The organism is Pseudactinotalea terrae, from assembly GCF_009733845.1.
GTDB classification, from domain to species: domain Bacteria; phylum Actinomycetota; class Actinomycetes; order Actinomycetales; family Beutenbergiaceae; genus Pseudactinotalea; species Pseudactinotalea terrae.
The window spans coordinates 18,740-44,603 of record NZ_WNXZ01000009.1; the positions used below are offsets into that span (position 1 = coordinate 18,740).

At 70.1% G+C, this 25,864-nt stretch carries 22 protein-coding genes and 1 pseudogene; 14 read left to right on the forward strand and 9 right to left on the reverse strand.

Going from position 1 to position 25,864, the window contains the following annotated elements; translation table 11 throughout:
* Window positions 1-3: 3 nt before the first annotated feature.
* Window positions 4-1,293 carry an alpha-L-fucosidase gene (locus tag GPA03_RS20830; RefSeq protein WP_156253992.1) on the reverse strand — a complete coding sequence of 430 codons (1,290 nt, stop codon included), beginning with the start codon at window positions 1,291-1,293 and terminating at the stop codon, window positions 4-6.
* Between the two features lie 76 nt (window positions 1,294-1,369).
* On the opposite strand from GPA03_RS20830, the gene GPA03_RS20835 reads away from it, so the two are divergent.
* Window positions 1,370-1,588 carry a hypothetical protein gene (locus tag GPA03_RS20835; RefSeq protein ID WP_156253993.1) on the forward strand — a complete coding sequence of 73 codons (219 nt, stop codon included), beginning with the start codon at window positions 1,370-1,372 and terminating at the stop codon, window positions 1,586-1,588.
* 52 nt (window positions 1,589-1,640) lie between these two features.
* Here the strand turns inward: GPA03_RS20835 and valS are convergent, their stop codons facing one another.
* Window positions 1,641-4,304: a valine--tRNA ligase gene (valS, locus tag GPA03_RS20840; RefSeq protein WP_156253994.1), complete on the reverse strand. Its 2,664-nt coding sequence runs from the start codon at window positions 4,302-4,304 to the stop codon at window positions 1,641-1,643.
* A gap of 329 nt (window positions 4,305-4,633) precedes the next feature.
* Entirely contained in the window at window positions 4,634-5,557 is a 924-nt protein-coding gene (locus GPA03_RS20845) for an SMP-30/gluconolactonase/LRE family protein (RefSeq protein WP_206673674.1), read from the reverse strand.
* A 64-nt stretch (window positions 5,558-5,621) separates the two neighbouring features.
* On the opposite strand from GPA03_RS20845, the gene GPA03_RS20850 reads away from it, so the two are divergent.
* Window positions 5,622-6,104, forward strand: a complete 483-nt coding sequence (locus tag GPA03_RS20850; RefSeq protein WP_156253995.1) for an AAA family ATPase — start codon at window positions 5,622-5,624, stop codon at window positions 6,102-6,104.
* A gap of 67 nt (window positions 6,105-6,171) precedes the next feature.
* Here GPA03_RS20850 and GPA03_RS20855 read toward each other — a convergent pair whose 3' ends face one another.
* Window positions 6,172-7,938, reverse strand: a complete 1,767-nt coding sequence (locus GPA03_RS20855; protein WP_156253996.1) for an HNH endonuclease signature motif containing protein — start codon at window positions 7,936-7,938, stop codon at window positions 6,172-6,174.
* A 647-nt stretch (window positions 7,939-8,585) separates the two neighbouring features.
* On the opposite strand from GPA03_RS20855, the pseudogene GPA03_RS23165 reads away from it, so the two are divergent.
* Window positions 8,586-8,741, forward strand: a pseudogene (locus GPA03_RS23165) (hypothetical protein); the annotation flags it as partial.
* Between the two features lie 282 nt (window positions 8,742-9,023).
* Here GPA03_RS23165 and GPA03_RS20865 read toward each other — a convergent pair.
* Window positions 9,024-9,770: a FadR/GntR family transcriptional regulator gene (locus GPA03_RS20865; RefSeq protein ID WP_156253997.1), complete on the reverse strand. Its 747-nt coding sequence runs from the start codon at window positions 9,768-9,770 to the stop codon at window positions 9,024-9,026.
* 106 nt (window positions 9,771-9,876) lie between these two features.
* Here GPA03_RS20865 and GPA03_RS20870 point away from each other — a divergent pair, with 106 nt between their 5' ends.
* The 11 genes from GPA03_RS20870 (at window position 9,877) to GPA03_RS20920 (ending at window position 22,470) form a co-directional block, all read left to right on the forward strand.
* The gene (locus GPA03_RS20870; RefSeq protein ID WP_156253998.1) at window positions 9,877-11,031 is read left to right on the forward strand and encodes a mandelate racemase/muconate lactonizing enzyme family protein; all 1,155 of its coding nucleotides are present in this window, start codon (window positions 9,877-9,879) and stop codon (window positions 11,029-11,031) included.
* A gap of 1 nt (window position 11,032) precedes the next feature.
* Window positions 11,033-11,992, forward strand: coding sequence for an MBL fold metallo-hydrolase (locus GPA03_RS20875; RefSeq protein WP_156253999.1), 960 nt, complete (start codon window positions 11,033-11,035; stop codon window positions 11,990-11,992).
* A complete protein-coding gene (locus GPA03_RS20880; RefSeq protein WP_156254000.1) occupies window positions 11,989-13,038 on the forward strand; it encodes a Gfo/Idh/MocA family protein in 1,050 nt (349 codons plus the stop codon). Before GPA03_RS20875 ends, GPA03_RS20880 begins: the two co-directional genes overlap by 4 nt.
* Window positions 13,039-13,058: 20 nt before the next feature.
* Window positions 13,059-14,282, forward strand: coding sequence for a CaiB/BaiF CoA transferase family protein (locus GPA03_RS20885; RefSeq protein WP_156254001.1), 1,224 nt, complete (start codon window positions 13,059-13,061; stop codon window positions 14,280-14,282).
* Window positions 14,279-15,385: a type 2 periplasmic-binding domain-containing protein gene (locus GPA03_RS20890; RefSeq protein WP_156254002.1), complete on the forward strand. Its 1,107-nt coding sequence runs from the start codon at window positions 14,279-14,281 to the stop codon at window positions 15,383-15,385. The genes GPA03_RS20885 and GPA03_RS20890 overlap by 4 nt, the downstream gene beginning before the upstream one ends.
* Window positions 15,382-16,164: an enoyl-CoA hydratase/isomerase family protein gene (locus GPA03_RS20895; RefSeq protein WP_162458459.1), complete on the forward strand. Its 783-nt coding sequence runs from the start codon at window positions 15,382-15,384 to the stop codon at window positions 16,162-16,164. The genes GPA03_RS20890 and GPA03_RS20895 overlap by 4 nt, the downstream gene beginning before the upstream one ends.
* Before the next feature lie 42 nt (window positions 16,165-16,206).
* Entirely contained in the window at window positions 16,207-17,385 is a 1,179-nt protein-coding gene (locus GPA03_RS20900) for a fumarylacetoacetate hydrolase family protein (RefSeq protein WP_156254003.1), read from the forward strand.
* An 88-nt stretch (window positions 17,386-17,473) separates the two neighbouring features.
* The gene (locus GPA03_RS20905) at window positions 17,474-18,799 is read left to right on the forward strand and encodes a glycoside hydrolase family 28 protein (RefSeq protein ID WP_156254004.1); all 1,326 of its coding nucleotides are present in this window, start codon (window positions 17,474-17,476) and stop codon (window positions 18,797-18,799) included.
* Between the two features lie 25 nt (window positions 18,800-18,824).
* Window positions 18,825-20,588, forward strand: coding sequence for an extracellular solute-binding protein (locus tag GPA03_RS20910; protein ID WP_156254005.1), 1,764 nt, complete (start codon window positions 18,825-18,827; stop codon window positions 20,586-20,588).
* Between the two features lie 56 nt (window positions 20,589-20,644).
* On the forward strand, window positions 20,645-21,496 hold the full coding sequence (locus GPA03_RS20915) for a carbohydrate ABC transporter permease (protein WP_156254006.1): 852 nt from the start codon (window positions 20,645-20,647) through the stop codon (window positions 21,494-21,496).
* The gene (locus GPA03_RS20920) at window positions 21,493-22,470 is read left to right on the forward strand and encodes an ABC transporter permease (protein WP_206673675.1); all 978 of its coding nucleotides are present in this window, start codon (window positions 21,493-21,495) and stop codon (window positions 22,468-22,470) included. The genes GPA03_RS20915 and GPA03_RS20920 overlap by 4 nt, the downstream gene beginning before the upstream one ends.
* Before the next feature lie 70 nt (window positions 22,471-22,540).
* Here the strand turns inward: GPA03_RS20920 and GPA03_RS20925 are convergent, their stop codons facing one another.
* The 4 genes from GPA03_RS20925 to GPA03_RS20940 are packed head-to-tail and all read right to left on the reverse strand — an operon-like array spanning window position 22,541 to window position 25,842.
* Window positions 22,541-23,713, reverse strand: a complete 1,173-nt coding sequence (locus tag GPA03_RS20925) for an aminotransferase class V-fold PLP-dependent enzyme (RefSeq protein ID WP_156254007.1) — start codon at window positions 23,711-23,713, stop codon at window positions 22,541-22,543.
* Complete coding sequence (gene pgeF, locus GPA03_RS20930; RefSeq protein WP_206673676.1) at window positions 23,706-24,464, reverse strand: peptidoglycan editing factor PgeF; 759 nt, start codon at window positions 24,462-24,464, stop codon at window positions 23,706-23,708. The genes GPA03_RS20925 and pgeF overlap by 8 nt, the downstream gene beginning before the upstream one ends.
* Entirely contained in the window at window positions 24,461-24,775 is a 315-nt protein-coding gene (locus tag GPA03_RS20935) for a TfoX/Sxy family protein (RefSeq protein WP_206673677.1), read from the reverse strand. The genes pgeF and GPA03_RS20935 overlap by 4 nt, the downstream gene beginning before the upstream one ends.
* A gap of 5 nt (window positions 24,776-24,780) precedes the next feature.
* Window positions 24,781-25,842: a carbohydrate kinase family protein gene (locus GPA03_RS20940; protein ID WP_156254008.1), complete on the reverse strand. Its 1,062-nt coding sequence runs from the start codon at window positions 25,840-25,842 to the stop codon at window positions 24,781-24,783.
* Window positions 25,843-25,864 lie beyond the last annotated feature (22 nt).

The following is a 25,864-nucleotide window of genomic DNA, read 5'->3' on the forward strand; positions in this document are numbered from 1 at the left end:
TTGCTACTCCTTGAGGAAGATCTCGATGACGGGGACCACGACCTCCGGCCTGCGGGCGGGCAGGTGCAGGGTCACGGCATCCTGCGGTGCGTCCGGTGTCAGGCTCCCATGCGGCTCGTCGTTGGCCGTGGCCTCCTCGAACCGAACCTCCGAGGCGTCGTGCAGGAACTGGACGTAGGACACCTTGCCCGCCAGCCCGCTCAGGTGCACGTGGTTCATGGGCCAGGAGAACAGGTGCAGGTAGAGCCGGTCGCCGCGCAGCGTGTAGCGGGCGTCGGCCGGGGGAGTGAACGGCGCGGGACCGGCTCCGCGGAACGAGCGCTCGTGGTGGGAGGTCCACGCGGCGATGCCGGCCAGGGTCCGTTGCGCGACCGGGTCGAGGTCGCCGCGCCCGGTGGGGCCGACGTTGAGCAGCAGGTTGCCGCCCTTCGAGACACCGTCCACCAGCATCCGCACGAGGAGCTCGGGTGACTTGTGGTCGTGGTTGTCGCGGTCGTAGCCCCAGGAGCCGTTGATGGTCTGGCACGCCTCCCAGAGGATCTCGCGGCCGGACTCGTCGGTCACGGGGCCGGTCGGCTGGTACTGCTCGGGCGTGGTGAGGTCACCGGGGATACCGAGCCGGTCGTTGACGATGATGCCCGGCTGCAGCTCGCGCGTGAGGGCCAGCAGCGCCTGCGAGTCCCAGTCGTCGGGGCCCTTGCCGGGCAGGCCGTCGCGGCCGTGCGGATAGCTGAAGTCGTAGAACAGGTAGTCGACCTGTCCGTACCGGGTGAGCAGCTCGCGGACCTGGCCGTGCAGGTAGGTGCGGTAGCGGTCCCAGTCCCGGTCGGCGTTGAGCGCCTCGAGGTCGTCCCCGCGCCGGGGGTGGACGCCGTCGACCACGAAGTCGGGGTGGTGCCAGTCGATCAGCGAGTGGTAGAAGCCCACTCGCAGACCCTCGGCGCGGACCGCCTCGACGAACTCGGCGACGGCGTCGCGACCGAACGGCGTGTTGACGCTCGTGTAGTCGGTGAGGTCGGAGTCCCAGAGGCAGAAGCCGTCGTGGTGCTTGGTCGTCAGCACCACGTAGGTCATGCCGGCGGCCTTCGCGGCCCGCGCCCACGCGGCCGGGTCGTACAGGTCGGCCTCGAAGCGCTCGGTGTACCGCTCGTAGTCGGCGATGCTCATGCGCTCGTTGGTCATCACCCACTCGTGGCGCGCCGCGAGGGAGTACAGCCCCCAGTGGACGAACATCCCGAAACGGTCATGGCTGAACCAGGCGTGGGGCCCCTGGGTGGCGTCGTCGCTGCTCATCGAGGGCGAGCCAACACGGCGCGGCTCCTTCGTGCAACTTCAACCCGTAGGCTGGACGCTGATCGAGGAGGTTCGGATGGGCGAGAAGCGGCCTGGAGGTTCCACCGGCGGTGCCGTTGCCTGGTTCGCGCTCTCGGTGGTGATCACGGTGATCAACTTCCGTTCGGCCAGCCACGGAAGCTGGCTGGGCCTGGTGCTCGGCGCCTTCTCGCTGTTCGTCGCACTCCGCTACGGCAAGCTGCTGCTGGAGCGCTGGCGCGCCCTCAAGCCCCGGCAGCGCAGCGAGCACCTCTGACGCGCTGCGCGCCGCCGCACGGGTAGCCGCAGCGGCGGCGCTGCGCGGTGGCTCAGTCGCCCTCGGTGAGGACGAGGTCGCCCTCGGCGCGGCGCTCGTCGGCCACGACGAACGTCAGCTCGCCGTCGATCTTGCTCACCGCGCGCAGGTCCTCGAGGACTGCGGGCAGGAGCGCCACCTCGGCCTCGGGCGCGTGCACGACGGCGGCGGCGAACCGGGTCTTCTGGCTCACCTTGGCCTCGCTCTTGACCTTGCGCAGCGCCGCCAGCGCGGCGCCGGCTGCGGCGAGGAGGAACGGGTCGCCGTCGCCGGCTGCCTCGCGCAGCGGCTCCGCGACCGGCCAGGCAGCGCGGTGCACCGAGCCCTCGCGCCACCAGGACCAGACCTCTTCGGTCGCGAACGGCAGCACCGGGGCCAGCAGCCGCAGCACGACGTCGAGCACGAGACCGAGCGTGGTGCGCGCCGAGGTGATGCTGGCCGGGTTCAGCCCGGCCTCCTCGCGGCCGTAGGCGCGGTCCTTGACGAGCTCGAGGTAGTCGTCGCAGAACGTCCAGAAGAACGTCTCGGTGACCTCGAGCGCGCGGGTGTGGTCGTAGCTCTCGAGCGCGGCGGTGGCCTCCTCGACCACGGTCGCGAGCGCAGCGAGCACGGCGCGGTCGACCGCCTCGGTGACGGCAGCGCCGTCGAGCGAGATCGGCTCGTCGCCGCCGAAGGTGAGCGCGAACTTGCTCGCGTTGAGGACCTTGATCGCGAGGCGGCGCCCGATCTTCATCTGGGTGGGGCGCTGCGGGTCGAACGCAGCGTCGGTGCCCAGGCGTGCCGAGGCGGCCCAGTAGCGCACGGCGTCGGAGCCGTGCTCCTCCAGCAGGCCCATCGGGGTCACGACGTTGCCCTTGGACTTGCTCATCTTCTTGCGATCGGGGTCGAGGATCCAGCCGGAGATCGCGGCATCGGTCCACGGCAGCGAGCCGTGCTCGAGGTGGCTGCGCAGCACCGTGGCGAACAGCCAGGTGCGGATGATGTCCTGGCCCTGCGGGCGCAGGTCCATCGGGAAGATCCGGTCGAACAGGTCCTCGTCCTCCAGCCAGCCCGAGACGATCTGCGGGGTGAGCGAGCTGGTGGCCCAGGTGTCCATGATGTCGGCGTCGCCGATGAAGCCACCGGGCACGCCGCGCTGGTCCTCGCTGTAGCCGGCGGGGGCGTGAGAGCTCGGGTCGATCGGCAGCTCGTCCTCGGTGGGCTGGATCGGGTCGCCGTAGTCGGGCTCACCGAACTCGTCCAATCGGTACCAGAGCGGGATCGGCACGCCGAAGAAGCGCTGGCGGCTGATCAGCCAGTCGCCGTTGAGGCCGTTGACCCAGTTGGCGTAGCGCACGCCCATGAAGTCGGGGTGGAAGCCGAGCTCGTCGCCGCGGGCGAGCAGCTCGCTGCGCAGGTTGCGGCCCGGTGCCTCGCGGCCACCGTTGCGGATGTACCACTGGCGGCTGGTGACGATCTCGAGGGGCTTGTCGCCCTTCTCGAAGAAGTTGGCCTTGCGCTGCGTGGGCTTGGGCTCGGCGAGCAGGTCGCCGCTCGCCATCAGGGCGTCGACGACGGCGGCACGCGCCGAGAAGGTCGTCTTGCCCGCGAGCTCGGCGTAGGTCGCGCGGCCCGAGTCGGTGGTGAGCCAGTCCGGGGTGTCGGCCAGGATGCGGCCATCGCGGCCGACCACCGAGCGGGTGGGCAGGTTGAGCTCACGCCACCACGTGACGTCGGTGAGGTCACCGAACGTGCAGCACATCGCGATGCCGGAGCCCTTGTCCTGCTCCGCGTCCGGGTGCGGCAGGACCGGGATCTCGACGCCGAAGACCGGCGAGGTCACGGTTGTACCGAACAGCGCCTGGTAGCGCTCGTCGTCGGGGTGCGCGATCAGCGCCACACAGGCGGGGAGGAGCTCGGGGCGGGTGGTCTCGATGACCACGCTTCCGCCGTCGGGCGTGTGGAAGGCGACCTCGTGGAAGTGACCCGGGTAGTCGCGGGCCTCGAGCTCGGCCTGCGCGACAGCGGTCTGGAACGTGACGTCCCAGAGGCCTGGGGCGTCGGCCTGGTAGGCCTCGCCGCGGGCGAGGTTGCGCAGGAACGCGACCTGGGCGACCTTCTGGGCGCGCGTGCCGATGGTCTGGTAGGTCTGCGACCAGTCCACGGACAGGCCGAGGTAGCGCCAGAGCTCCTCGAACTGCTTCTCGTCCTCAGCTGTCAGGCGTTCGCACAGCTCGATGAAGTTGCGACGCGAGATCGGCACCTGGTCGGCGGGCTTGATGGCCTTGCCGGTCTCGGTCACGCCGCCCTCGAACGGGGGCGTGAAGCCCTCGACGTACGGCAGGCTCGGATCGCAGCGCACGCCGTAGTAGTTCTGCACGCGGCGCTCGGTGGGCAGGCCGTTGTCGTCCCAGCCCATCGGGTAGAAGACCTCGCGGCCGCGCATGCGCTGGAAGCGGGCGACGATGTCGGTGTGCGTGTACGAGAACACGTGGCCGACGTGCAGGGAGCCGCTGACCGTGGGCGGCGGGGTGTCGATCGAGTAGATGTCCTCGCGCGGGCGGGTGCGGTCGAAGGCGTAGGTGCCCTGGTCGGACCAGGTCTGGCCCCACTGCCCCTCGAGGCCCTCGAGCGCGACCTTGTCCGGGACCTGCGCCTGGCGGGTGGAGGTCGGCTGGCTCGGCGTCGTGCTGGTCATGATCGCTTCGTCTCTCCGGTATCGGCGGGCCGGTTCGCCCGCGGTGCGGCTGGGGCAGGGGTGTCCTGCGGTTCGCGAGCGCGGCCGATGGCCAGAGCGCTCAGACGAGAGGTACGTGTACTCGTACCGATACCTCGACGCGCGTCAGAACCACCTGAGGGCGGGACGAGAACATCGAGGTCACGGGGCCAGGGTACCCCGCAGTCGTCCCGCCGACCAGCGAGGCGAGCCGGGTTCCGGGGACGATGCCCACGCTCGATGACGTGGCGGGGGTCACGGTCGCGGCTGAGCCGTCGGCGTGCAGCCTGTATGCGTCCGATCGGAGCCGTTCAGGAGGTCTGCAGGCGGTACAGCCCGGAGGTGGCGGTGACGGCGAGCGTGGTGCCGCCCGGGCCGCCGAACGCCAGGTTGGCGGTGCGCTCCGGGATGCGGACCGTGCCGAGCCGCTCGGCGGGCCGGTCGGACGCCGCGGGCGGCGCGAAGACCTGGACGCCGGAGGCGCAGGAGGACCAGACACGCCCCTCGGGATCCACGCGGACCCCGTCGGGCGGACCGGGGTCGAGGACCGCGAAGGTGACGGGCGCGCGCAGGCTCGTCCCGCCGTCGAGCACCTCGAAGGCGAGGATGTGGCCGACCTCGGAGTCGGCCAGGTAGAGCACCGACTCGTCGGGGGAGAAGGCCAAGCCGTTGGGGCCGGGGTGTGGCGGGGTCATGGCGGTGACGCTGCCATCGGGGTCGAGGCGGTAGAGGCGGGCGCCGTCCATCTCGACGGTTCCGCCATAGCCCTCCTCGGGCTTGTCGATGCCGTAGCGGGGGTCGGTGAACCAGATCGCTCCGCGGCTGTCCACGACGAGGTCGTTGGGGGAGTTGAAGCGGCGGCCCTCGTGGCGGTCGGCGAGGACGTGCCAGGCGCCGTCGTGCTCGCGGCGGACCACGGCGCGCTCGCCGTGACTGGCGGCCACGAGGCGACCCTCGCGGTCGATCGTGTGCCCGTTCTGGTGGTGCGAGGGCTCGAGGAGGATCCCGGCGCCCTGCTCCGGTGTCCAGACGAGCAGGCGGTTGCCGACGACGTCGCTCCACACGATCTCGTTCTCACCGGTCCAGGCGGGGCCCTCGAACCAGGTGCCGCCTGTGGCGAGCAGGTCGAGCGTGGCGCCCTCGGGGAAGAGGGCGGTGAACTCGGGCTCGTGACCGGGGGCAGGGTCCAACTCGAGGGGAGTGCTGGCCAGGACGGGGGTCGACGTCGGTTCCACGGGATCAGGCTATTGCCGCGCGGCCGGGTGGTGGGCCACCGTGTGGAACGCTGGTGGTGTGCAGATGCGGTACGTGCTGGGTGCGCCAGGCGTCGGCAAGACCACGGCGCTGCCGTTGCTCCGGGAGCGGCTGCCCGGATGGGTGGTCCTCGACTGGGACTGGTTGATGCCGGCGGTCGAGCGGCTCAGCGGGCGGTCGGTCAGTCAGCATCAGGAGCTCTGGGCCCCGTACACCGAGCTGGTGCGCTCGGTGGTCGTCAGCCTCGGGTCGGTCCCGGTGCTGCTCACGACCGTGTGCACGCCGGCGGAGCTCGACCACGCCGCAGCGCGGTGGCCCGAGGGGCAGTGGCTTCTCCTCGACTGCGACGACGAGGAGCGGGGCCGTCGGTTGCGCGACCGAGGCGAGGCGACGGGCGGTGTGGCGCAGGCGCTGAAGGATGCGGCGGAGTACCGCTCGCTGGGACTGGCCCGCGTCGACACGAGCGGTCGCCCGGTCGCGGACGTCGTCGAGGCCATCGCGCAATGGGCGACCGCCTCGACGTCCTGACCCCGCCGCTGGCAGCAGCCGGATATCCCCGTCTCCTGGTGTGGTGACGGGGTCCGGGGCGGGTGGTTCAGAAGGGTGGTGGGTCGTGGTGGTCGAGAGCGTTCGGGCTCTCGGCCGGGCATGCGGGGTCGGCCGTGTCGGCGGGGTTGAGGGCTTCGAGCCCGGCGATGGTGTCCCAGCCGGGGATGCCGCGGCGGCGGGCCCGAGTAGCTGCGGTTCCTTGGGGCAGGTGCGCGTCAGCCTCGTCGCCACCGTCACTGTCGGCACCGTCGGCACCGTCGTCGGGTCGGTAGCGGGTGCGGTGTCTGGTGAGGTAGTCGATGGTGCCGTCGCGGTTGCGGCGGATGCGGAGCCCGTGGGGGGTGCGCCACAGGACTGCTCCGTTGGTCAGGATCAGGTAGCGGAACCCGTGGTGGGTCTTGAGGTTGTGGTGGTGCTGGCACAGCAGCCGCAGGTTCGTGGTCTCGGTGCGGCCGCCGGCGTCGGGGTTGGCGTGGTCGTAGGGTTCTACGTGGTCGTCCTGGCAGTACAGGGCCTTGGCCCGGCAGCCGGGGAAGATGCAGGTGCCATCACGCAGCCGGATCTGTTCCTTGATGCGGCCCGGTATCTCGTAGGAGTCGGCCTGCTGGTAGCCGTTCAGGTCCAGCACCGGCCGCACCGTGAGCCGGGTGTCGGGATCGGCGCACCAGGACCGGATCGTCTCCGCGGTGATCGCGGCGGCCGTGTTCTCCACCCGCCCCACCCACACCGGCACCCGCCACCGGTCCTCGTTGGTGCCGCACGCACCGCCCGGTGTGCCCTGGGTGGCATCGTCGCCTGCCGTGCTGTTGCCGCGGCTGATCATGTCGTAGATGGCGGCATCGGTCAGGTGCACGTAGAGCATGACCTGCCGCTTGGGACGCACCCGAGCACCGCCAGCCCCGCGGCGGCTGACCTGACGTGTCTCACCGGCGTGGTCGCCGTGGTCGCCATCGAGGTCACGGTCGTGGCTGCTGTCGTCGTCGAGGTGGTGGTCGGCGCCAGTGACGGGTTGGCCTTGGAAGGTCAGGTGCTCGCGGGCCAGCTCGCCCAGGGCACGGGCGCGGCGCACCGGCAACGGCTCCGACGAACCCCACGCGGCCAGCTGTGCGGCGCTGTGTGAGAGCGCCGCATCCAGATCCAACGCATCGGGCAGGTCCACCCAGCCGCTGACCTCGGTCAACCCCGCCAGCGTGGTCTCACCCAGCCGGATCTGCACATCACGCTGCTCGGCCCGCTGCGCGGCGACCTGCTCGGCCAGCTCGGCGTCATGACGAGCCATCGCGGTCGCGACCAACCCCTCCAGCTGGGCACCGGTGACCCGGTCCGCCACCGGGCCGATCTCCCGGTCCACGAACGCCGCTGCGAGCTTGGACAACGGCCGGGTGGCCTGCGCGACCCGGCGCGCCCGCCACGGCGTCACCTCACCGGCCACCACCCGCGCCCACAGCGTCGGCAACCGGAACGCCAGCTCCAACGCCTCCGCCAGCAACCGCTGCGCGCCCTGCGTGCTCATCCCCAACGCGATGCCCAGCTCCGCCACCGCCGCCCGATCCACATCCGGCACCCCCTCCGCCGTCAGCTCCAGCGCCACCGGCGCCGATCCCTGCGACGTGGCCGCATACCAGGTGGCTGCCTCCCGACCGAACAACGGCGGATTCAACACCGCCCAGTCCACCGCATCCACCAGCACCTGCACCTCGGCAGCAACCGCCCGCGCCCGCGCCGCCCGCGCCGACCCCAGCACCTCATCAGCATCCCGCACCACCGCAGCAGCAGCCGCAGCGGTGCGAGGAACAGTGGCAGTCGTGGTCATGAATCAAACCTATGTTCGACCACTGACATCCGGATACGACCGCACCCGAACTCTCTTGACACCCACGTCGCAGCGGCAGCGGCGGTCTGAAGGCTGGCAGTGGTGGTCACAGATCAAACCTATGTTCGACCACCGACATTCCAGCCACGACCGCGCCTCAGCGCGCCCGGCAGCTCAGCCGCGTCAGGGTCCACGGCAAACACACGAGGGTGCATGATCATGGATCAATCCCATGCTCGACCACCGACACCTGTGTCGGAGTGCACGGATGCACGCTGAACGGCCGGCTACCGCTGGGAATCGGTGGCGTGAGGCGGGTCGCGCGGGCGTGGCCCATCAAGAAGGGCCAGGTGCGCAGCGCCGGGCGGCTGAGTTCCGTACGGCGAGACCAGGGCAGGTTCCGCGGCGCTGCCGTCGTAGTCCGGCCCTTCCACTACGGCAGTCGTCGATCTGCGCCTGTGAGGGGTGGTCCATCGCCTGACCCAGCGTGGAGCCGCTTGACGGAGGCGGGGGTCGCGCCGAGTGGCCGGCGGGGAGGGCAACCGGCCGGGTGGGAACGTCCAGGTCGACAGCGACGAGGAGGCGCGCAGCACCTTCGCACGCATGACCCAGCTGCTCGCCCCCCTCTCGGAGTCTTGTGCCAGCTCGTGGCAGAGGCGACGGCGACCGAGGTTCCCGCGCTCCGGCACGGCTGGCTGACGGTTCCCGGCACTGCCGCCCCCGACGTCGACCCCCAGTTCTTCTTCGGCTCCGCCATCCTGGTGGCGCCCGTGGTCACCGAAGGAGCGAGCCGCATCGAGGTGACCTTGCCGCCCGATCCGATCGGCATCCCCGGCAGCATTCGTCGAGGTCTCGAACCGTGGGAGTCCACGCCGGTGCGACCGCAGCGTGACCGGCTTGCCCATCTGGCACAGAAGTCAACGCTCGGTCCCGGCAGCGTTGACCACATTGCCCAAACGGCACGATGGTCACGGTTGACCTGCGGCACGAACGCCGTGCAAGCACAGGCGACCGCCGCCAAGGTGAGCCGGCGAGATCGCCCCCACTGCCGTCCCCAGCCCCGCGACAGGGCTGAGGGCGCCGGCTCAGGCCCGTTTGTCGGAAGGAAGTCGACGGCGTTCCCACGACCCGAGGATGTGCTCGTGCATCGCGACGCGCGCGGCCTCGCGGTCACGGGCCGAGATCGCATCGACGATCCGCTGGTGCTCGCCGAGCGTGATCTCGAAGGCGCGCTCGGGGTCGACGCCGGTGTAGCGGTCGCTGCTCACGGCGTGGGCGATGAGGAAGCGAGCGATGTTCTCCGCGAGGTCGTTCCCGGACAGCTCCATGACCTCGATGTGGAAGTCGACATCGGCCTGGCGGAAGGCGGTGGAGTCGTGCACCCGTTCGTTCATCGCCTCGAGGCGCCGGTGCAGCCGGGCGCGGCCATCCTCGTCCACGCTTCCCGCGGCGCCGGCAGCCATGGCCGCCTCGAGCGCGGCGCGAACGATGCTGAGATCCTCGAGCACGCCGAGCGTGCTGTCGTGGCGGATCATGGCGCTCAGCACCAGCGGGTCGAGCACGTTCCAGCTCGTGAAGGGCGTGACGTGGGTACCGCGGCCTTGCACCACGGTGACCATGCCCTTCTCCTGCAGTCGTTTCATCGACTCGCGGATCACGGTCCGGCTCACCCCGAACTCGGCGCTGAGCGGCGCCTCGGGCGGTAGCAGGTCGCCGGGGGAGTACTCACCTGTGACGATCGACTGGACGAGCTCGTTCAGCACCGTGGTGCCGATCCGGTCGATCGGGCGGCGGGTCCGGGCGGATGTTCCGCCCTCCGCTGGTTGGGACATGAGTGCCAATCTATTCAGTCAGCAGCGGAGAGCCGTGGTTCGACACCCGCAAAGAACAGACATATGATGTATGTTCATCCATGATGGTCTCACTTTCGAGGGCGACATGAGGATCACTGGATACCGCACACTGCGCACGGTCCATGACTGGGGGCGACCCGTTGGCGACGTCAACGGCTACATCGCCTCCGGCCTGACAGACGTGCCCGTCGTCATCCTCGAGACCGACGAGGGTATCGAGGGCATCGGGATGGGCTCGCACGCCGACCTCGACCGGCTCTTCCCCGCGCTCGAGGGTCGCGACCCGCGAGCGGTGTCGACCCTGTACGACGCGATGCTCGCCCGCGTGTTCAAGTCCTCCCACGGCGGCGCGACGTTCGGCGGCGTCGGCACGTTCGACACGGCGCTGTGGGACATCAAGGCGAAGGCCGCCGGCGAGCCCTTGTGGCGGCTGCTCGGCGCCGGTGACCGGTTCGTGCACGGGTACGCCTCGGGCCTCGACGCCGCACTCACCGACGACCAGCTCACCACGCTGTACCGCCGCTTCGCCGAGCGTGGCTTCACCGCCGCCAAGCTGAAGGGTGGCCGCAACGTGGCCACCGACCTGCGGCGGTTCGGCATCGTCACCGAGCTGCTGTCGGTCAACGACACCGCGCCCGCGCTGATGCTCGATGCGAACGAGTCGTGGAACCTCAAGCAGGCGGTCCGCTACGTGACGGCGCTCGAGGAAAAGGTCGATCTCACCTGGATCGAGGAGCCGCTGCGCCGCTGGGACGCGCAGGGCCACGCGCGGCTGAGCGCGGCGATCAGGGCCGCCGTGGCGACCGGCGAGAACCTCACCGGGCTCGAGATGTACCGTCCCCTCCTCGACGCGGGCGGTGCCGACATCGTGCAGGCCGGCGCTGTCTGGGGAATCACCCACTTCCTGCGGGTCGCCGTCACCGCCCACAGCCGGGACCTGCCCGTCAGCCCGGTCGGGCTGACGGCGAACCACGCGGTCACGGCAGCGGCCGCCGCCGTGCCGAACCACCTCTCCGCCGAGGTGCAGGACCTCGGGTCCCCGTTCGGGCTCACGCTCGATCAGGAGTTCGCCGACGGCGGTGTGGTGCTGGGCGACCGCCCCGGCGTGGGAATCGCTGTCGACGAGGTCGCGATCGACGGCGCGCAGGCCTCGGGCACCTGGCAGGAACCCGCGGGGCCGCACGTGCGCTCACCGCGCAGCGGCCTCCGCCTGGTCGATCACGGTCACTGGGAGGACTGAGATGGAGATCCGGCCGGGCCTGCACCGCATCCAGGCGCCGCTCGGGGAGCGGTTCATCGCGATGTACCTGCTCACCGGGCCGGAAGGTGCGCTGCTCTTCGACACCGGCGTGGCCGAGTCGGTCCGGAGCACGCTGCTGCCCTACCTGAGCGGCATCGGGTTCGATCCCGCCGACCTGCGCTGGGTGATCAGCTCGCACTGCGACTTCGACCACACGGGCGGGAACGCGGCTCTGCGCGAGGTCGCGCCGAACGTCCAGCTGCTTGCCGGCCGCGCCGACGTGCCGATGACCGAGGACGTCGAGCTGCTCATCAGCGGCCGCTACGGCGAGTTCGCCGAGCGCGACGGTTTCGACGACCCGCCCGAGACCACCGCCGAGGTGCGGCGCGCCACCGGGCTGGTGGGCGTCGATCGTGCGCTCGACGGCGGTGAGCGGCTCGATCTGGGCGGCGGCCGCGTCGTCGAGGTGCTCGCCGCCCCGGGGCATTCGCCCGGTCACCTCGCGCTCTGGGACCCCAGCAACCGGGCCCTCGTGATCTCCGACGCCGTCCTCGGGGAGACCGTCCCGTTCGCCGACGGCGCACCGGCCTTCCCGCCGACCTATCGGGACACGCCTGCCTACGTCGAGACGATCCGCCGGCTCGGCTCTTACGACGCCGAGCTGCTCCTCACCGCGCACTACCCGGTGTACGAGGGTGACGACGTGGCCGCGTTCCTCGATGCCTCGCTCGCCTATACCGAGCTGATCGACCGCGTGATCACCAAGGAGCTGGAGCAGGGGCAGGAGCTCACCTCGCTCGAGCTGATCCGCGGCATCACCGCCGACCTCGGGCCGTGGGGTCCGGGCGCCGCGGAGTACCTGATCTTCCCGGTCACGGGCAACCTCGAGCGCCTGGTCGCCCAGGGCAAGGTCGTCGAGGGCGAACGCGACGGGACGCGCACCTGGCGGTGGCTCGCATGAGCCGCGTCCGGCTCGGCGCCATCGGTGCCGGTTGGTGGGCGACCAGCAACCACTTCCCGCTGTTCGCGGCGCACGACGACGTCGAGCTCGTGGGCGTGTGCAGCAAGGGCCCCGGGCTCGAGGCGATCCGCGACCAGTTCGGCTTCACCTTCGCCACCGAGGACAGCGACGAGCTCCTCGCCGCCGACATCGACGCCGTCGTGATCTCCACGCCGCACGACCTGCACCACCCGCTCGCCGCGCAGGCGCTGGAGCGCGGCCTGCACGTGCTGTGCGAGAAGCCGATGACCCTGCGCGCCGACGAGGCGTGGGACCTCGCCACGCGCGCCGAGAGGGCAGGCACGGTGTTCCTGGTGCCGTACGGCTGGAACTACAAACCCTTCACCGTCGCAGCGAGGCGGATGCTCGAGGCGGGCGGCGTCGGTCAGATCCAGTACGCGATGTGCCACATGGCCTCGCCCACCCGTGGCCTGTTCGGCAGCGACCCGACGCACATGCTCGAGCGCTGGAGCTCGGAGGTGGCGCCCGACCCCACCACGTGGTCCAGCCCCGCTCGCGGCGGCGGCTACGCGCACGGTCAGGTGACGCACTCCTCGGCGCTGCTGTTCTGGCTGACAGGTCTGCGCGCCGCCTCGGTGGCGGGCCGGGTCAGCACGGCGGGCGCGCCCGTGGACCTGTTCGACGCCGGCGTCATCCGCTTCGAGGGCGGTGCCCTCGGCACGCTCTCGGGAGCCGCGACCCTCGCCGACGGCGACAGTTACCAGGTGGACATCCGCCTCTTCGGCACCGAGGGCGTGCTGATGCTCGACGTCGAGCGGGAGCGGGTCACGCTCAGCCGCTACGACGGCACGCGCCAGGAGGTCGAGATCGCACCCGGCGAGGGCGAGTACGAGTGTCTTGTCCCGCCGTCGCGCTTCATCGACCTCATCACCGGTGCCAGCACCGAGAACAACTCCGACGCAGAAGTCGCCGCGCGATCGGTCGAGCTGATCGACGCGTTGCTGCGCTCATCGGCGGCTGGCGGCGTCGACACACCCGTGCACTGAGACCCCACTCGAAGGAACCCATGTCTGCCACGTCCACCCGCGGAGTCCTCGAGGGCTACCGCGTCATCGACTGCACGATCGCGATGGCCGGTCCGTTCGCGGCCCAGCGCCTCGGCGACCTGGGCGCGGATGTCGTCAAGGTCGAGCCGACCGCAGGGGAGTGGCAGCGCTTCGCCGCAGCAGGCGGCGCGAAGGGGAACCAGATCAACGTCTCGTTCCTCTCGCTCAACCGCAACAAGCGCTCGCTCGCCGTAGACCTCAAGTCCGACGGCGGTCGCCACCTCGTCCGTGAGCTCATCGCCGGTGCCGATGTGTTCCTGCAGAACTACCGGCCCGGTGTCGCCGCCCGGCTCGGCCTCGACTACGAGACCCTCTCGGCCATCAACCCCTCGCTGGTCTACGTCTCGATCTCCGGCTACGGCGAGGACGGCCCCTACCGCGATCGTCCCGGCCAGGACCTGATCCTGCAGGCGATGAGCGGCGCGATGCTCTCGGCAGGTCGCGCCGGCGAGCCGCCGACGCCGGCGGGTCAGTACCTCGCCGACGCCGTCACGGCCTCCACGGCCTTCGAGGGGGTGCTGGCCGCGCTGCTGCACCGCGAGCGCACCGGCGAGGGGCAGCTCGTCACGGTCAACATGCTGGATGCGCTCACCACCCTGCAGATGCAGGAGCTCAGCGTCTACACGGTCGGCGGTGTGCCGCAGCAGCGCAGCGCCGAGCCCCACGCGCACGTCTACATCCGCGCGCCGTACGGGGTCTTCGCCACGAGCGATGGCTACCTCGCGCTCGCTTTCGCCGACCTCGAGAAGCTGGGTCAGCTGTTCGGCGATCCTTCACTTCTCGGCCTCGACGCCGAGGAGCACGGCTGGAGCCACCGCGACGAGCTGTACGCCACGGTGGCCCGTCACCTGGCGGGCCGTACCACGCAGCAGTGGCTCGACGTGCTGCTCCCCGCCGGCATGTGGGTCGGTCCGGTCTACGGCTACTCCGAGCTCGTCAACGACCCGCAGATCCTTCACAACGGCACCTTCGTGGAGTACGACCACCCCACCGAGGGGCACGTGAAGACTCCGGGCTTCCCGTACCGGTTCTCGAAGACCCCGCCGCGTGTCGATCGGGGCGCCCCGCTGGTCGGCGAGCACACCCGGGAGATCCTCGCCGAGCTCGGGATCGACGACGACCGTGCGCAGGCGCTGCTGGACTCCGGCGCGATCGCCGAGTCGGGCGTGCCCGTCTCCCCATGACCGAGTTCCGCGGGCTCACCTGGGACCACCCGCGCGGTCGGACCGCCCTCGAGGCCGCGTCCGTGCGCATGGGTGGCGGCGACACGCTGCGCTGGGAGGTGCAGCCGCTCGAAGGGTTCGAGTCCGCACCGATCGAGCAGCTCGCGCAGCGCTACGACCTGCTCGTGCTCGACCACCCGCATCTCGGCGATGCCATCGCCGGCGGCAGCCTGCAACCGATCGACGCCCTGTTCGACGCCACGCAGGTCCGGGCCTGGCAGGATGCCGCCGTCGGCCCCAGCATCGCGTCGTACCTGATGGACGCGCACCTCTGGGCCCTGCCGCTGGACGCCGCCACCCAGGTCTGCGCCCGGCGCACCGATCTGGTCCCCGAGGCGCCCACCACCTGGGAGGACGTCGAGGCGCTGGCCGAGCGCGGTCTCGTGGCGCTCAGCCTCGCCGGGCCGCACGCCTTCCTCTCGCTGTGCTCGATCGCGGTCTCCTGCGGCGACGACCCCGGGAGCGCTCCTGGGCACCTCTTCGACCGCCCGACGGCGGAGCGCGCCCTGGAGCTGCTGGCTCGCCTCGCGCTGCGGGTACCCGAGCGCACCACCTCGCTCAACCCGATCGGGCTGCTGGAGCGGATGCGCGACCGTGGTGACATCGGGCTCGTCCCGCTGATCTACGGGTATGTCAACTACTCCTCGCCGAGCCTGGCCTTCGGCCCGGCCCCCGCGAGCGAGCACCGGATCGGCTCCACGATCGGCGGCACCGGCATCGCCGTGACGGCCCGGTGCGAGCCCACCCCTGCGCTGCTGCAGCACCTCGCCTGGCTGCTCGATGCCAGCACTCAGCGCACCTTCATCCCGCAGCACGACGGCCAGCCCGCCTCACGGGCGGCGTGGACCGACCCCGAGGTGGACGCCGCCGCGCACGGCTTCTACTCCGCGACCCTCGCCACGATCGAGACCTCGTGGGTGCGGCCGCGCATCCCGGGATACATCCCGTTCCAGTCGACCGCGTCCGCGATCGTGCGCGCCGCCGCTCTTGGCGCCCGCTCGCCCGCGGGCGCCCTCGACGAGATCGAGGAACGCTTCGCCACCCTCCGAGAGGACCATCCGTGACCATCACCTCCGAGACCGACCTCGTCGCCGTTCACACCGAGGGGGCCGTGATCACCGTGCGGCTCAACCGCCCGGAGAAGCTCAACGCCGTCACGCAGACGATGAGCGAGGAGCTCGTGCGGATCGTGCGCGCCATCAACGAGGATCCGGCGATCCGTGCGGTGGTCTACACCGGCACCGGGCGCGCCTTCAGCGCCGGAAGCGACATCGCGACCCTCGATGCGTACGCGACGCCCTGGGAGTTCCGGAACCGGCGCGACTACTGCGACGCCCTCCGAGAGCTCCGCAAGCCGGTGATCGCCGCCGTCAACGGCTACGCCTTCGGGGGAGGGCTCGAGGCGAGCCTGACGTGCGACATCCGGATCGCCGCCGAGAACGCGAGCTTCGCCGCGCCCGAGATCAAGCTCGGCTGGATCGGTGGCGGTGGCATGTCGGCCCTGCTCGCAAGCTCGATCGGCGCGAGCAACGCGGCGCTGATGCTGATGACCGGTGACCCGATCGACGCACGGCGTGCGCTCGCGTGGGGCCTGGTGAGCGAGGTCGTGCCGGCCGAGGAGCTGCTGCCCCGCGCCCAGGAGCTCGCGGCGGTGATCGCGGCACGCCCGCCGATCGCCGCCGAGACCGCCAAGGCGAACCTGCGCGCAGCGGCCAACCTGCCGCAGGAGCAGGCGATCAGCTACGAGCGGGAGATGCAGGCGATCACGTTCGCGACCGAGGACGCGGCCGAGGGGCGTGCGGCGTTCGCCGAGCGGCGAGACGGCATCTTCCACGGTCGCTGACTGCTGCGACGCTAGAGCGATCACCTGAGACGAGGAGCCTCGATGACCGACACCTGGACCGGATCCGCTACCGACACCCTTCCCGCCGACGCCGCTGACGCCCTGCTCGTGGGGCGCGCCTGGCTGCCCGAGGTCGAGGGACCCGCGGTCGTCGTGCTGCGCGACGGGGTGCTCCATGACCTGTCGGCGACTTTCCGCACCATGCGGGACCTCACCGAGTCCACCGACCCGCTGGGCGCCGTGCGTGCCGCGGCCGGCCCCGCCGTCGGAAGCCTCGAGGACCTCTGGGCGAACACGGACCCGGACACCCGGCGCCAGGATCGGCCGTGGCTGCTCTCGCCGATCGATCTCCAGGTCGTGAAGGCGGCGGGCGTGACCTTCCCGGTCTCCATGCTCGAGCGGATGATCGAGGAGCGGGCGCGCGGCGAGGCCGACACCGCCGAGGGCATCCGCGCGACGGTGCTGGACGCGATCGGCGGCGACCTGGCCGATCTGGTCCCCGGCTCGCCCGAGGCCACCAGGCTCAAGGAGGTCCTGATCGCTGCCGGGCTCTGGAGCCAGTACCTCGAGGTCGGGATCGGCCCGGATGCCGAGATCTTCACCAAGGCTCCGGTGCTGGCGACGATGGGGTCGGGCGTCGACGTGGGTGTGCTCGCCGAGTCGCGCTGGAATAACCCGGAGCCCGAGGTCGTGCTGGTGGTCTCGGCCCGCGGCGCGATCGTGGGCGCGACCCTCGGCAACGACGTCAACCTGCGTGACATCGAGGGCCGGTCCGCGCTGCTGCTCGGCCGTGCGAAGGACAACAACGCCTCCGCCTCGCTCGGCACGTTCATCCGGCTCTTCGACGAGCGGTTCGGTCTCGACGACGTCCGCGCCGAGACCGTGACGCTCTCGGTCCACGGCGCGGACGGCTTCGAGCTGCAGGCGAGCTCCCACATGGAGCAGATCAGCCGCGACCCCGCGGACCTCGCACGGCAGGCCGGCGGCGCGCACCACGCATACCCGGACGGTTTCGTTCTCTACCTCGGGACGATGTTCGCCCCGACCGACGACCGGGGGGAGCCCGGCCTCGGCTTCACCCACCACGTCGGCGATGTCGTCAGCATCTCCTCGCCGCGGCTGGGCGCGCTCGTCAATCGCGTGCAGCACTGCGAGTCGCTGGCGCCATGGAGCTTCGGGATCGGGGATCTGATCGAGCATCTGACACGCCGACGTCCGTAGCCCGTCACACGTTGACGTAAGACGTGAGACATAGTACCTTTGCTCAGAGTTCGCGAGGTTCGACCACGACGATGTGAGCAGGGCAGGCATGCAGGCCGAAGACTGGGCAGACGAAGGACCGGGATGGCACCGGGCCGACGCCATCGTCGGGCGCGTCAACGCCCCCGTCTTCCCGGATCGCGACGTCGCCGTCGAGGAGCTCGGCGCGGTCGGTGACGGACAGTCGGACTGCACGGAGGCGATCGCCGCGGCGATCCGCGCCGTGCACGAGGCCGGCGGCGGCCGCGTGGTGCTGGCTCGCGGCGAGTACCTGACCGGCCCGATCGTGCTGCGCAGCGGGGTCAACCTTCACGTCGCCGCCGGCGCCAGGGTCCGCTTCGTCACCGAGCCGGAGCGCTACCTGCCCGCCGTCCTGACCCGCTTCCAGGGCGTCGAGATCATGGGCTACTCGCCCCTGATCTACGCGCTCGATGCGGAGAACGTGGCCGTGACCGGCGAGGGAGTGCTCGACGGCGGTGCGTCCAACGAGAACTGGTGGCCCTGGTCCGGACTCGCCGAGTATGGCTGGCGAGAAGGGATCCGCACCCAGGAGCAGGACTGGCAGGTGCTGGTCGAGGACGTGCGCCGAGGGGTGCCCGTCGAGCAGCGCGTCGTGGCGCCCCGCTCGCACTTCCGGCCCAGCATGATCGAGTTCTACCGGTGCCGGAACGTCTGGGTGCAGGGCGTCACCGTGCTGCGGTCGCCGATGTGGGAGATCCACCCGGTGCTGTGCACCAACGTGCTGGTCGAGGACGTGCACATCGACACCTACGGCCCGAACAACGACGGCGTCGACCCGGAGTGCTGCACCGACGTGGTGATCCGACGGAGCCGGTTCGACGTCGGAGACGACGCGATCGCCATCAAGTCCGGCCGCGAGGACGACGGTGAGCGGGTCGGGGTGCCCACCCGCAACGTGGTGATCGAGGACTGCGTGATGACCACTCGGTATGGCGCCTTCACGATCGGCAGCGAGCTGACCGGGGGCGTGAGCGACGTCTACGTGCGGCGCTGCACGATCGGGTCGCCGGAGCTCTACTACGGCCTCTACATCAAGTCGAACGCCGCGCGCGGCGGGTATGTGACCAACGTCTACGTCGACGGCGTCGAGGCGAGCGAGCTCAAGAAGGAGTTCCTCAGCCTCAACCTTCACCGTGGTGAAGGGTTGAACGGCCCGCGGATCCCGGTGGTCCGCAACATCCAGATCACGAACGTGCGGGTGGGCAAGGCCAAGCGCGCCCTGCACGTCGCCGGCTTCACCCACAGTCCGATCACGGACCTTGGTATCGAGGACTGCGTCTTCGGCTCGATGGCCGAGGAGAACGCCATCACTGACGTCGTCGGCATGGTGCTGACGAACGTGACGACCACATGAGTCGGCTCAAAGGAGAGGAAACGAGATGACGACGAACACGGGCGCGACGCCGCGCACGATCGACCGCCGTTCGCTGCTGCGCTACGGCGCGTTCGGGGCAGGATCACTGGCGGCATCCACGATGATCGCGAGCTGCTCGGACGGCGGGGGTACCACGCAGGACCCCTCGAGCCCGAGCGGTGTCGAGGGCGTGGAGCAGGTGCAGCTGGGCGAGGAGGTCGCCGACATCCTCTACCCCGAGGGCTACGTCGGGCCCCGCGCGCGCGTCGTGGAGCCCTTCCACGACGGCTCCAAGACGTTCAAGATCGGCGTCAAGCTCAGCAGCGACACCATCGGCGACTGGAACACGAACGAGTTCTCGGCCTGGATGGAGGAGCGGACCGGGGTGAAGGTGGAGTACCAGGTGGTGCTCAACAGCGACGACGACCTCACCCGTGTGAACGCCTCGATCGCCTCCGGCGACATGCCGGACGCCTACCTGGCCATCCCGTTCACCAACGACCAGCTCTCGCTTTACGGCAGCCAGGGCGTGTTCCAGCCGCTCGAGGACCTCATCGAGACCTACGCACCCGAGATGCGTCAGCTGATGGAGGACTACCCCGACTGGGGCCCCTCGATCACCGCGCTCGACGGTCACAAGTACCAGCTGAGCGCGCCGAACGACTGCTACCACTGCCGGGTCAGCCCCTCGCGTGCCTTCATCAACAGCGAGTACCTCGAGAAGGTCGGCGCCGACATGCCGACGACCACCGAGGAGCTGCGTGAGGTGCTGCGCCTCTTCAAGGAGCAGGACCCCTCGGGCACCGGCGAGATGATCCCGTTCTCGGGTGGCGGTGACAACGACTTCATCGACAACTACATCATGAACTCGTTCCTGTACAACCCGGGCTCCACGGGTGAGGGCGGTGGCTGGCTGCGCGTGGACGGCGGCAAGGTCGACTTCGTCGCCAACAAGGACGAGTGGCGCGAGGGGCTGCGCTACCTGCGCACGCTGTTCGACGACGGCACGCTGACCCGCAACGCGTTCACGATGACCTCCGACGAGCTGCTCCGCGCAGGCAACCAGGGCCGGCTCGGCTTCGTGCGGTCCTACTACTGGGGCTTCTTCGCCGACATCGAGGACTCCGAGGACGCGCTGTGGAAGAAGTACGTCTCGGTGCCGCCGCTCGCCGGCCCGGAGGGTGTGCAGTACGCGAACTGGAACTTCCAGACCGACCGCAGCCGCCCCTTCGTCATCACGAGCAACTGTGAGAACCCCGAGGTGCTGGTCCAGTGGGCGAGCACGATGCTCGAGCTCGAGGGCACGATCCGCGGCACGAACGGCAACGAGGACAACTGGTCCTACGCCGACGAGGGCGAGCCCGGCATCAATGGCGAGCAGGCCGTGTGGAAGCGCAAGCAGTGGCCGGCCCCGCCCGGGACCAGCTGGGACGTATACTCGCTGCTGTACAACGCCAACGACTTCCGTCTCGGCCAGTACTCCGACCCGGCGAACCCCGACCTCGAGCGTGCGCTGTTCGAGGCGACCGAGCCGTACGAGGAGTTCCAGCCGCCGCAGGACTTCCAGCTGCCGCCGCTGATCTTCGACGCCTCGCAGGCCTCCACGCGGGCCGACATCGCTGCGACGCTGGAGGGCTACGTCCGCCAGAGCATGGCCGAGTTCGCCGTGGCCGAGCGCGACATCAACGACGACGCCGCATGGGAGGAGTACACCTCGGCGTTCGAGGCGATCGGGCTACCGGCCTACATCGACCTGCACCAGCAGGCGTTTGACGCTCGACCGGCGTGAGAGCTCTCGTACGCCGATCACGGCGGCAAGCACTGACACGAGGCGACCTCGTGTTCATGGTGACCACCTACATCCTCCTGGTGGGGTTCACCCTGTCGGTGCTGTACCCGCTGATCTTCGTGCTGAGCGCGTCCGTCTCCAGCGGGGACGCGCTCAGCTCGGGGGAGGTGCGGCTCTGGCCGGTCGGGTTCAACGGTGGCGCCTACCAGGCCATCTTGGACTCGCCGCAGCTGGTCCGGGGCTTCCTCAACTCGGTGCTCTACACGGTCGGTGGTGCCACGATCGGGACCGGCTTGACACTGTTGGCCGGGTACGCCATGTCCCGCGACGACCTGCCGTTCCGGCGGTGGGTGATGTTCTTCTTCCTCATCCCGACCCTGTTCAGCGCGGGCATCATCCCGACGTACATGATCGTCAACTCGCTCGGGCTGCTGGACTCCGTCTGGGCCGTGCTGCTGCCGGGTGCGATGAACGTCTTCAACATGATCATCACGATGACGTTCTACCGGATGAGCGTGCCCAAGGAGATGCTTGAGGCCACGCAGGTCGACGGCGCCACCGACTTCACGTTCTTCTTCAAGATCGCACTGCCGCTGAGCAAGCCGATCATTGCGGTGAACCTGCTTTTCTACGGCATCGCCCAGTGGAACAGCTGGTTCAACGCGCTGCTGTACCTCTCGAACGCCGACCTGTTTCCCCTTCAGCTGGTGCTGCGGGAGATCCTCACCCAGAGCGAGGTGAACCCCGCAGACATCGGCGGCAACGTCGCCGAGCTGCTGCGCCGCAAGGAGCTGTTCGACAAGTTGAAGTACGCCCTGATCGTGGTGGCCATGATCCCTCCGATGATCGCCTATCCCTTCGTCCAGAAGCACTTCGTCAAGGGTGCGCTGATCGGATCGCTCAAATGACCGCCGTCGACATGCGTCCCGCTCCCGGGGCGACCGAGAAAGTGATCACACCCCCGCTCAACCCGCGACCGTCGCTGAAGCGGCGGCTGGCGAAGTCGTGGCGGCTGTACGTGCTGCTGGCACCGCCGGCCATCTACACGCTCGTGTTCCTGTGGGGGCCGCTGTGGGGGCTGCAGATCGCGTTCAAGGACTTCAGCGTCGCGCTCGGCATCACGGGCAGCCCCTGGGCCGGCTTGAAGTACCTCGAGCAGTTCGTGACGTCGTTCCAGTTCTGGACCGTCATCAAGAACTCCGTGATCCTCAACGTCTACGAGCTGATCGCGCTGTTCCCGCTGCCGATCATTCTCGCGCTGCTGCTCAACGCGGTCCGCAGCAGCCGGTTCCGCAAGTCGGTCCAGCTGATCACCTACGCACCGCACTTCATCTCGACCGTCGTCGTGGTCGGCATCATCATCATGCTGTTCTCGCCCGACAGCGGCATCGTCAACCAGGCGATCGTCGCGCTCGGCGGTGAAGCGGTCGACTTCCTCGGTGTCGACATGTTCCGGCACACCTACGTGTGGTCCGGTGCCTGGCAGACCCTCGGCTACTCGGCGATCATCTATCTCGCTGCCCTTGCCGGGATCGACCCCGAGCTCCACGAGGCCGCCAAGGTCGACGGAGCCTCCATCGTCCGACGCATCTGGCACATCGATGTCCCCGGCATCATGCCCGTGATGATCACGTTGCTGATCCTCAACATGGGGTCGATGCTGTCGGTCGGGTTCGAAAAGGTCCTGCTGATGCAGAACGCGCTCAACCTGTCGGTGTCGGAGGTGATCGACACCTACTCCTACCGGGTGGCCTTCGCCTCGTCGATCCCGCAGTACTCCTACGCCTCGGCGATCGGGTTGTTCAAGTCCGTGATCGCCCTCGGGATGTTGCTGCTGGCGAACTGGCTCGCGCGCCGGGTCTCGAACCAGAGCCTCTTCTAGGGCGAGCTGCGCCCCGCTCGAACCACCGAACCGCGGCCCTGCTCGTGAGGGGACAGGGCCGCGGTCGGTCTCAGCCGGGGCCGGTGAGCAGGTCGAGAGCCCGCGGGAGCACGCTCTCCAGGTCGGCCGGCGTGCTGTAGGCGTGCTGTGACAGCCGCCAGAAGGCGCGGTCGTCGTGGTTCGTGAAGGTGGCTTCGATGTTCGCCGCGAGGAAGCGTGCACGCAGGGTGGCCGGGTCCTCGGTCAGGCCCGCGGGCAGCGCGATCAGGCGGATCGGGTCCACGGGCATGCCCACCTCGACCGTGGGGTCGACGTCGAAGCGGTCGGCCAGGGCGGTCGTGATGACGTCGACAGCGTGGTCCGCCATCATCGCGGCGTGCGCGCGGATGTGTTCCCAGCCCAGCTCGTCCTCGAGGTGCTGCAACGACACCGGGGCGGCCAACCAGGCCGTGTAGTCGTCGCTGCCCTGCCAGTCGAACCGGCGCGGGAAGGGGTCCGGCGCGCCCCAGGAGTCGATCAGCGGCCACAGGCGATCCGCGATGTCCGGGTGCGGGACCAGCGCGGCAGTGCCCCGCGGTGCGGCACCGAACTTGTGGAGGTTTCCCACCCACACGTCCGCGTTCGCCTCGCGCACGGGGTCGCTGAGCAGCAGCGGCGCGTGCGCGGCATCGACCACGGAGACGATCCCGCGCCCGCGCGCGCGGGCGCAGATGGGCCCGACCGGTAGTCGTCGCGCGGTTCCCGAGGTGATCTGGTCCAGCACGATCATCGTCGTGCGGTCGGTCACTACCGACCAGATCGCCTCGACCGCAGCATCGGCGTCCGCCTCGAGCGGGACTGTGGCCACCCGTACCTGGGCGCCGGCCTCGCGTGCGGCCCGATCCACTCCCATGCGCACGGCTCCGTAGGCGTGGTCGGTGACCACCACCTCCGAGCCCGCCGGCAGCGGCAGCGATCGCAGCGCCGTGCTCACCCCCGCGCTGGCGTTGGGCACGAACGCGAGATCGTCGCCCTCGACGCCCAGGAACGGCGCCACCAACGACCTCGCCTGCGCCAGCCGCTCGGGCGCTCGGGCCATGAACCCTGCGGTCCGCGCCTCCATCTCCTGCACGAGGCCGAGCCGATGACGGCTCGCCGCCAGCGGCACCCGGCCGTACGACCCATGGTTGAGGTGCACGAGACCGGAGCTCGGCCACAGCTCCGCCGCCGGCCGGCCGTCCCGGGTCAGCAGCGGCTCAGGCATGGGAGGGGGCGGGCCCGATCAGGGCGACGACGCCCGCGAACCGTCCGGTCACACCGTCGCGCCGGTACGAGAAGTAGCGCTCGTCCTCGTACGTGCAGTCGTCGACCCGCGAGATCCGCTGCACTCCTGCAGCCTTCAGCTGGCTGAGGACGCCCGCTGCGATATCGATCGACGGCGTGCCCCAGGACGTCTCGCCCGCCGTGCCCGGCACAGCCGTCTCGACCTCGGTTCGCAGCTGTTCGGGCACCTCGTAGCAACGACCGCAGATGCTGGGGCCGATCGCTGCTCGGATCGACGGCACGCGTGCGCCGTGCGCCACCATCGCCGCCACCACGTTCGGCACCACGCCACCCACGAGACCGCCACGGCCCGCATGTGCTGTCGCCACGACGCCCGCCCGCGCATCGGCCAGCAGCACCGGCACGCAGTCGGCCACCATCACGCCGATGCCCACACCGGGTGTCGTGCTGAGCAGCGCATCCGCCTTGCGCTTCATGTTCGGCCGGTACCGGTCCACGTGGGCGACATCAGCCCCGTGCACCTGGGTCGTCATCGTGATCGGTGCGCGCAGCCAGCCACCCAGCACCTGCCGGTTCGCGTAGGCACGGTCCCAGTCGTCTCCGACGTGATACCCGAGGTTCAAGGAGGTGTGCGGCCCGAGGGAGCTGCCCCCGGACCGGTTCGAGAAGCCGGCGCTGACACCCGGACCGAGATCGACGCCGAGCACGTCCAGACCGCCACCTGCGTTCACCCGCTCATCCTCAGCGCCTCGGCCACCCAGAAGTTCAGCTCGTCGGGATCGGCGATCGTGGCGGCATCGACCACCAGCCAGTGCGGACCCATCGACCGGCCGGCCATCTCACCGATCGTCACGCCGGACCGCGTCAGCAGGCTCGCCGAGCGCTCGTCGGCCACCCGCACCAGCAGGTCGCCGGACCTCCCGGCGGACAGGGCCAGTCGTCCCGCGACCATGAAGGCCACCCCGCCGAACATCGTCTTCTCGACGACCTCGGCACCGGGCCGGGCAGCAGCCAGTGCCTCCCGCACGTCGTCGACCAGCACGTCCCTCACCCCGCGTCCGAGAACTTGGCGATCGTGGCCTCTGCCCGACGCACCTTGGGCGTCTCGACACCGCGGAGGCAGTCGGTGAGGAACCCATAACGGTCGGCGACCTCCCGAGCGGCGGCGTCGCCGTCGGCAGGGTCCTTGTGCTCGCGCCACCAGTCCGCGACGTCACCCCATCCCGGTGCGGCCAACGAGCCACCGACCTGCGTGACCGCCAACGCTGAGCACAGCGCCGCGAACGCGAGCCGCTTCTTGAGCGGCCAGCCCCGGAGGGTCCCGAGCACGACCGCTGCGGCGAACACGTCACCCGCACCGGTCGTGTCGATCACGGGCACTGGCACGGCCGGGACGTCCGCTCGCTCGCCCGTGGTCGTGTCGATGCCGCTCACGCCGTCGCGCCCGCGGGTCACGATCGCCAGTGGCACCCGCTCGGACAGGGCGACCAGCGCCTCGTCCACGGACGAGGTGCGGGTGTACCCCATGGCCTCCACCGCGTTCGGGATGAACGCGTGGCAGCCGCGGATCTCGTCGAGGATCCGACCGTCCCACTGCTGGTCGGGATCCCAGCCGGCGGTCGCGAACACCAGTGCGCCGGCGGCAGCCGCGTGCCGCCACCACGTCTCGGCCCGCACCGCCTCGTCACCGACGTCCACCAGGACCGCGCGGGTCCGTGGCAGCTCGGCCAGCATCTCGCCGGCGGAGGTGGGCCAGGCGTGGCCGTGCGTGACGAAGGCTCGGTCGTCCTCGTAGCTGAGCGCCACGGTCACGGGCGTGTGCTCGCCGTGGTGGCGCTGCGAGTAGCGCAGGTCCACGCGCTCCTGGTCCCGCAGCACGCCCCACAGCCACTCGGCGTACACGTCGTCCCCGAACCCCGAGGCCAGCGCCGTGCGCAACCCCAGCCGGGAAGCCGCGACGGCGAGGTTCGCGATCCCACCCGGGCACGAGCCCATGCCCTCGGTCCACACCTCCTGGCCGGGTCGGGGCTCGTGCGGCAACCCCGTGAACACGATGTCGAAGAACACCGTGCCCGCGAGCAGCAGATCGAGCTCGGGTTCCTCGGCCATGGACCGAGTCTGCCATCTCGCC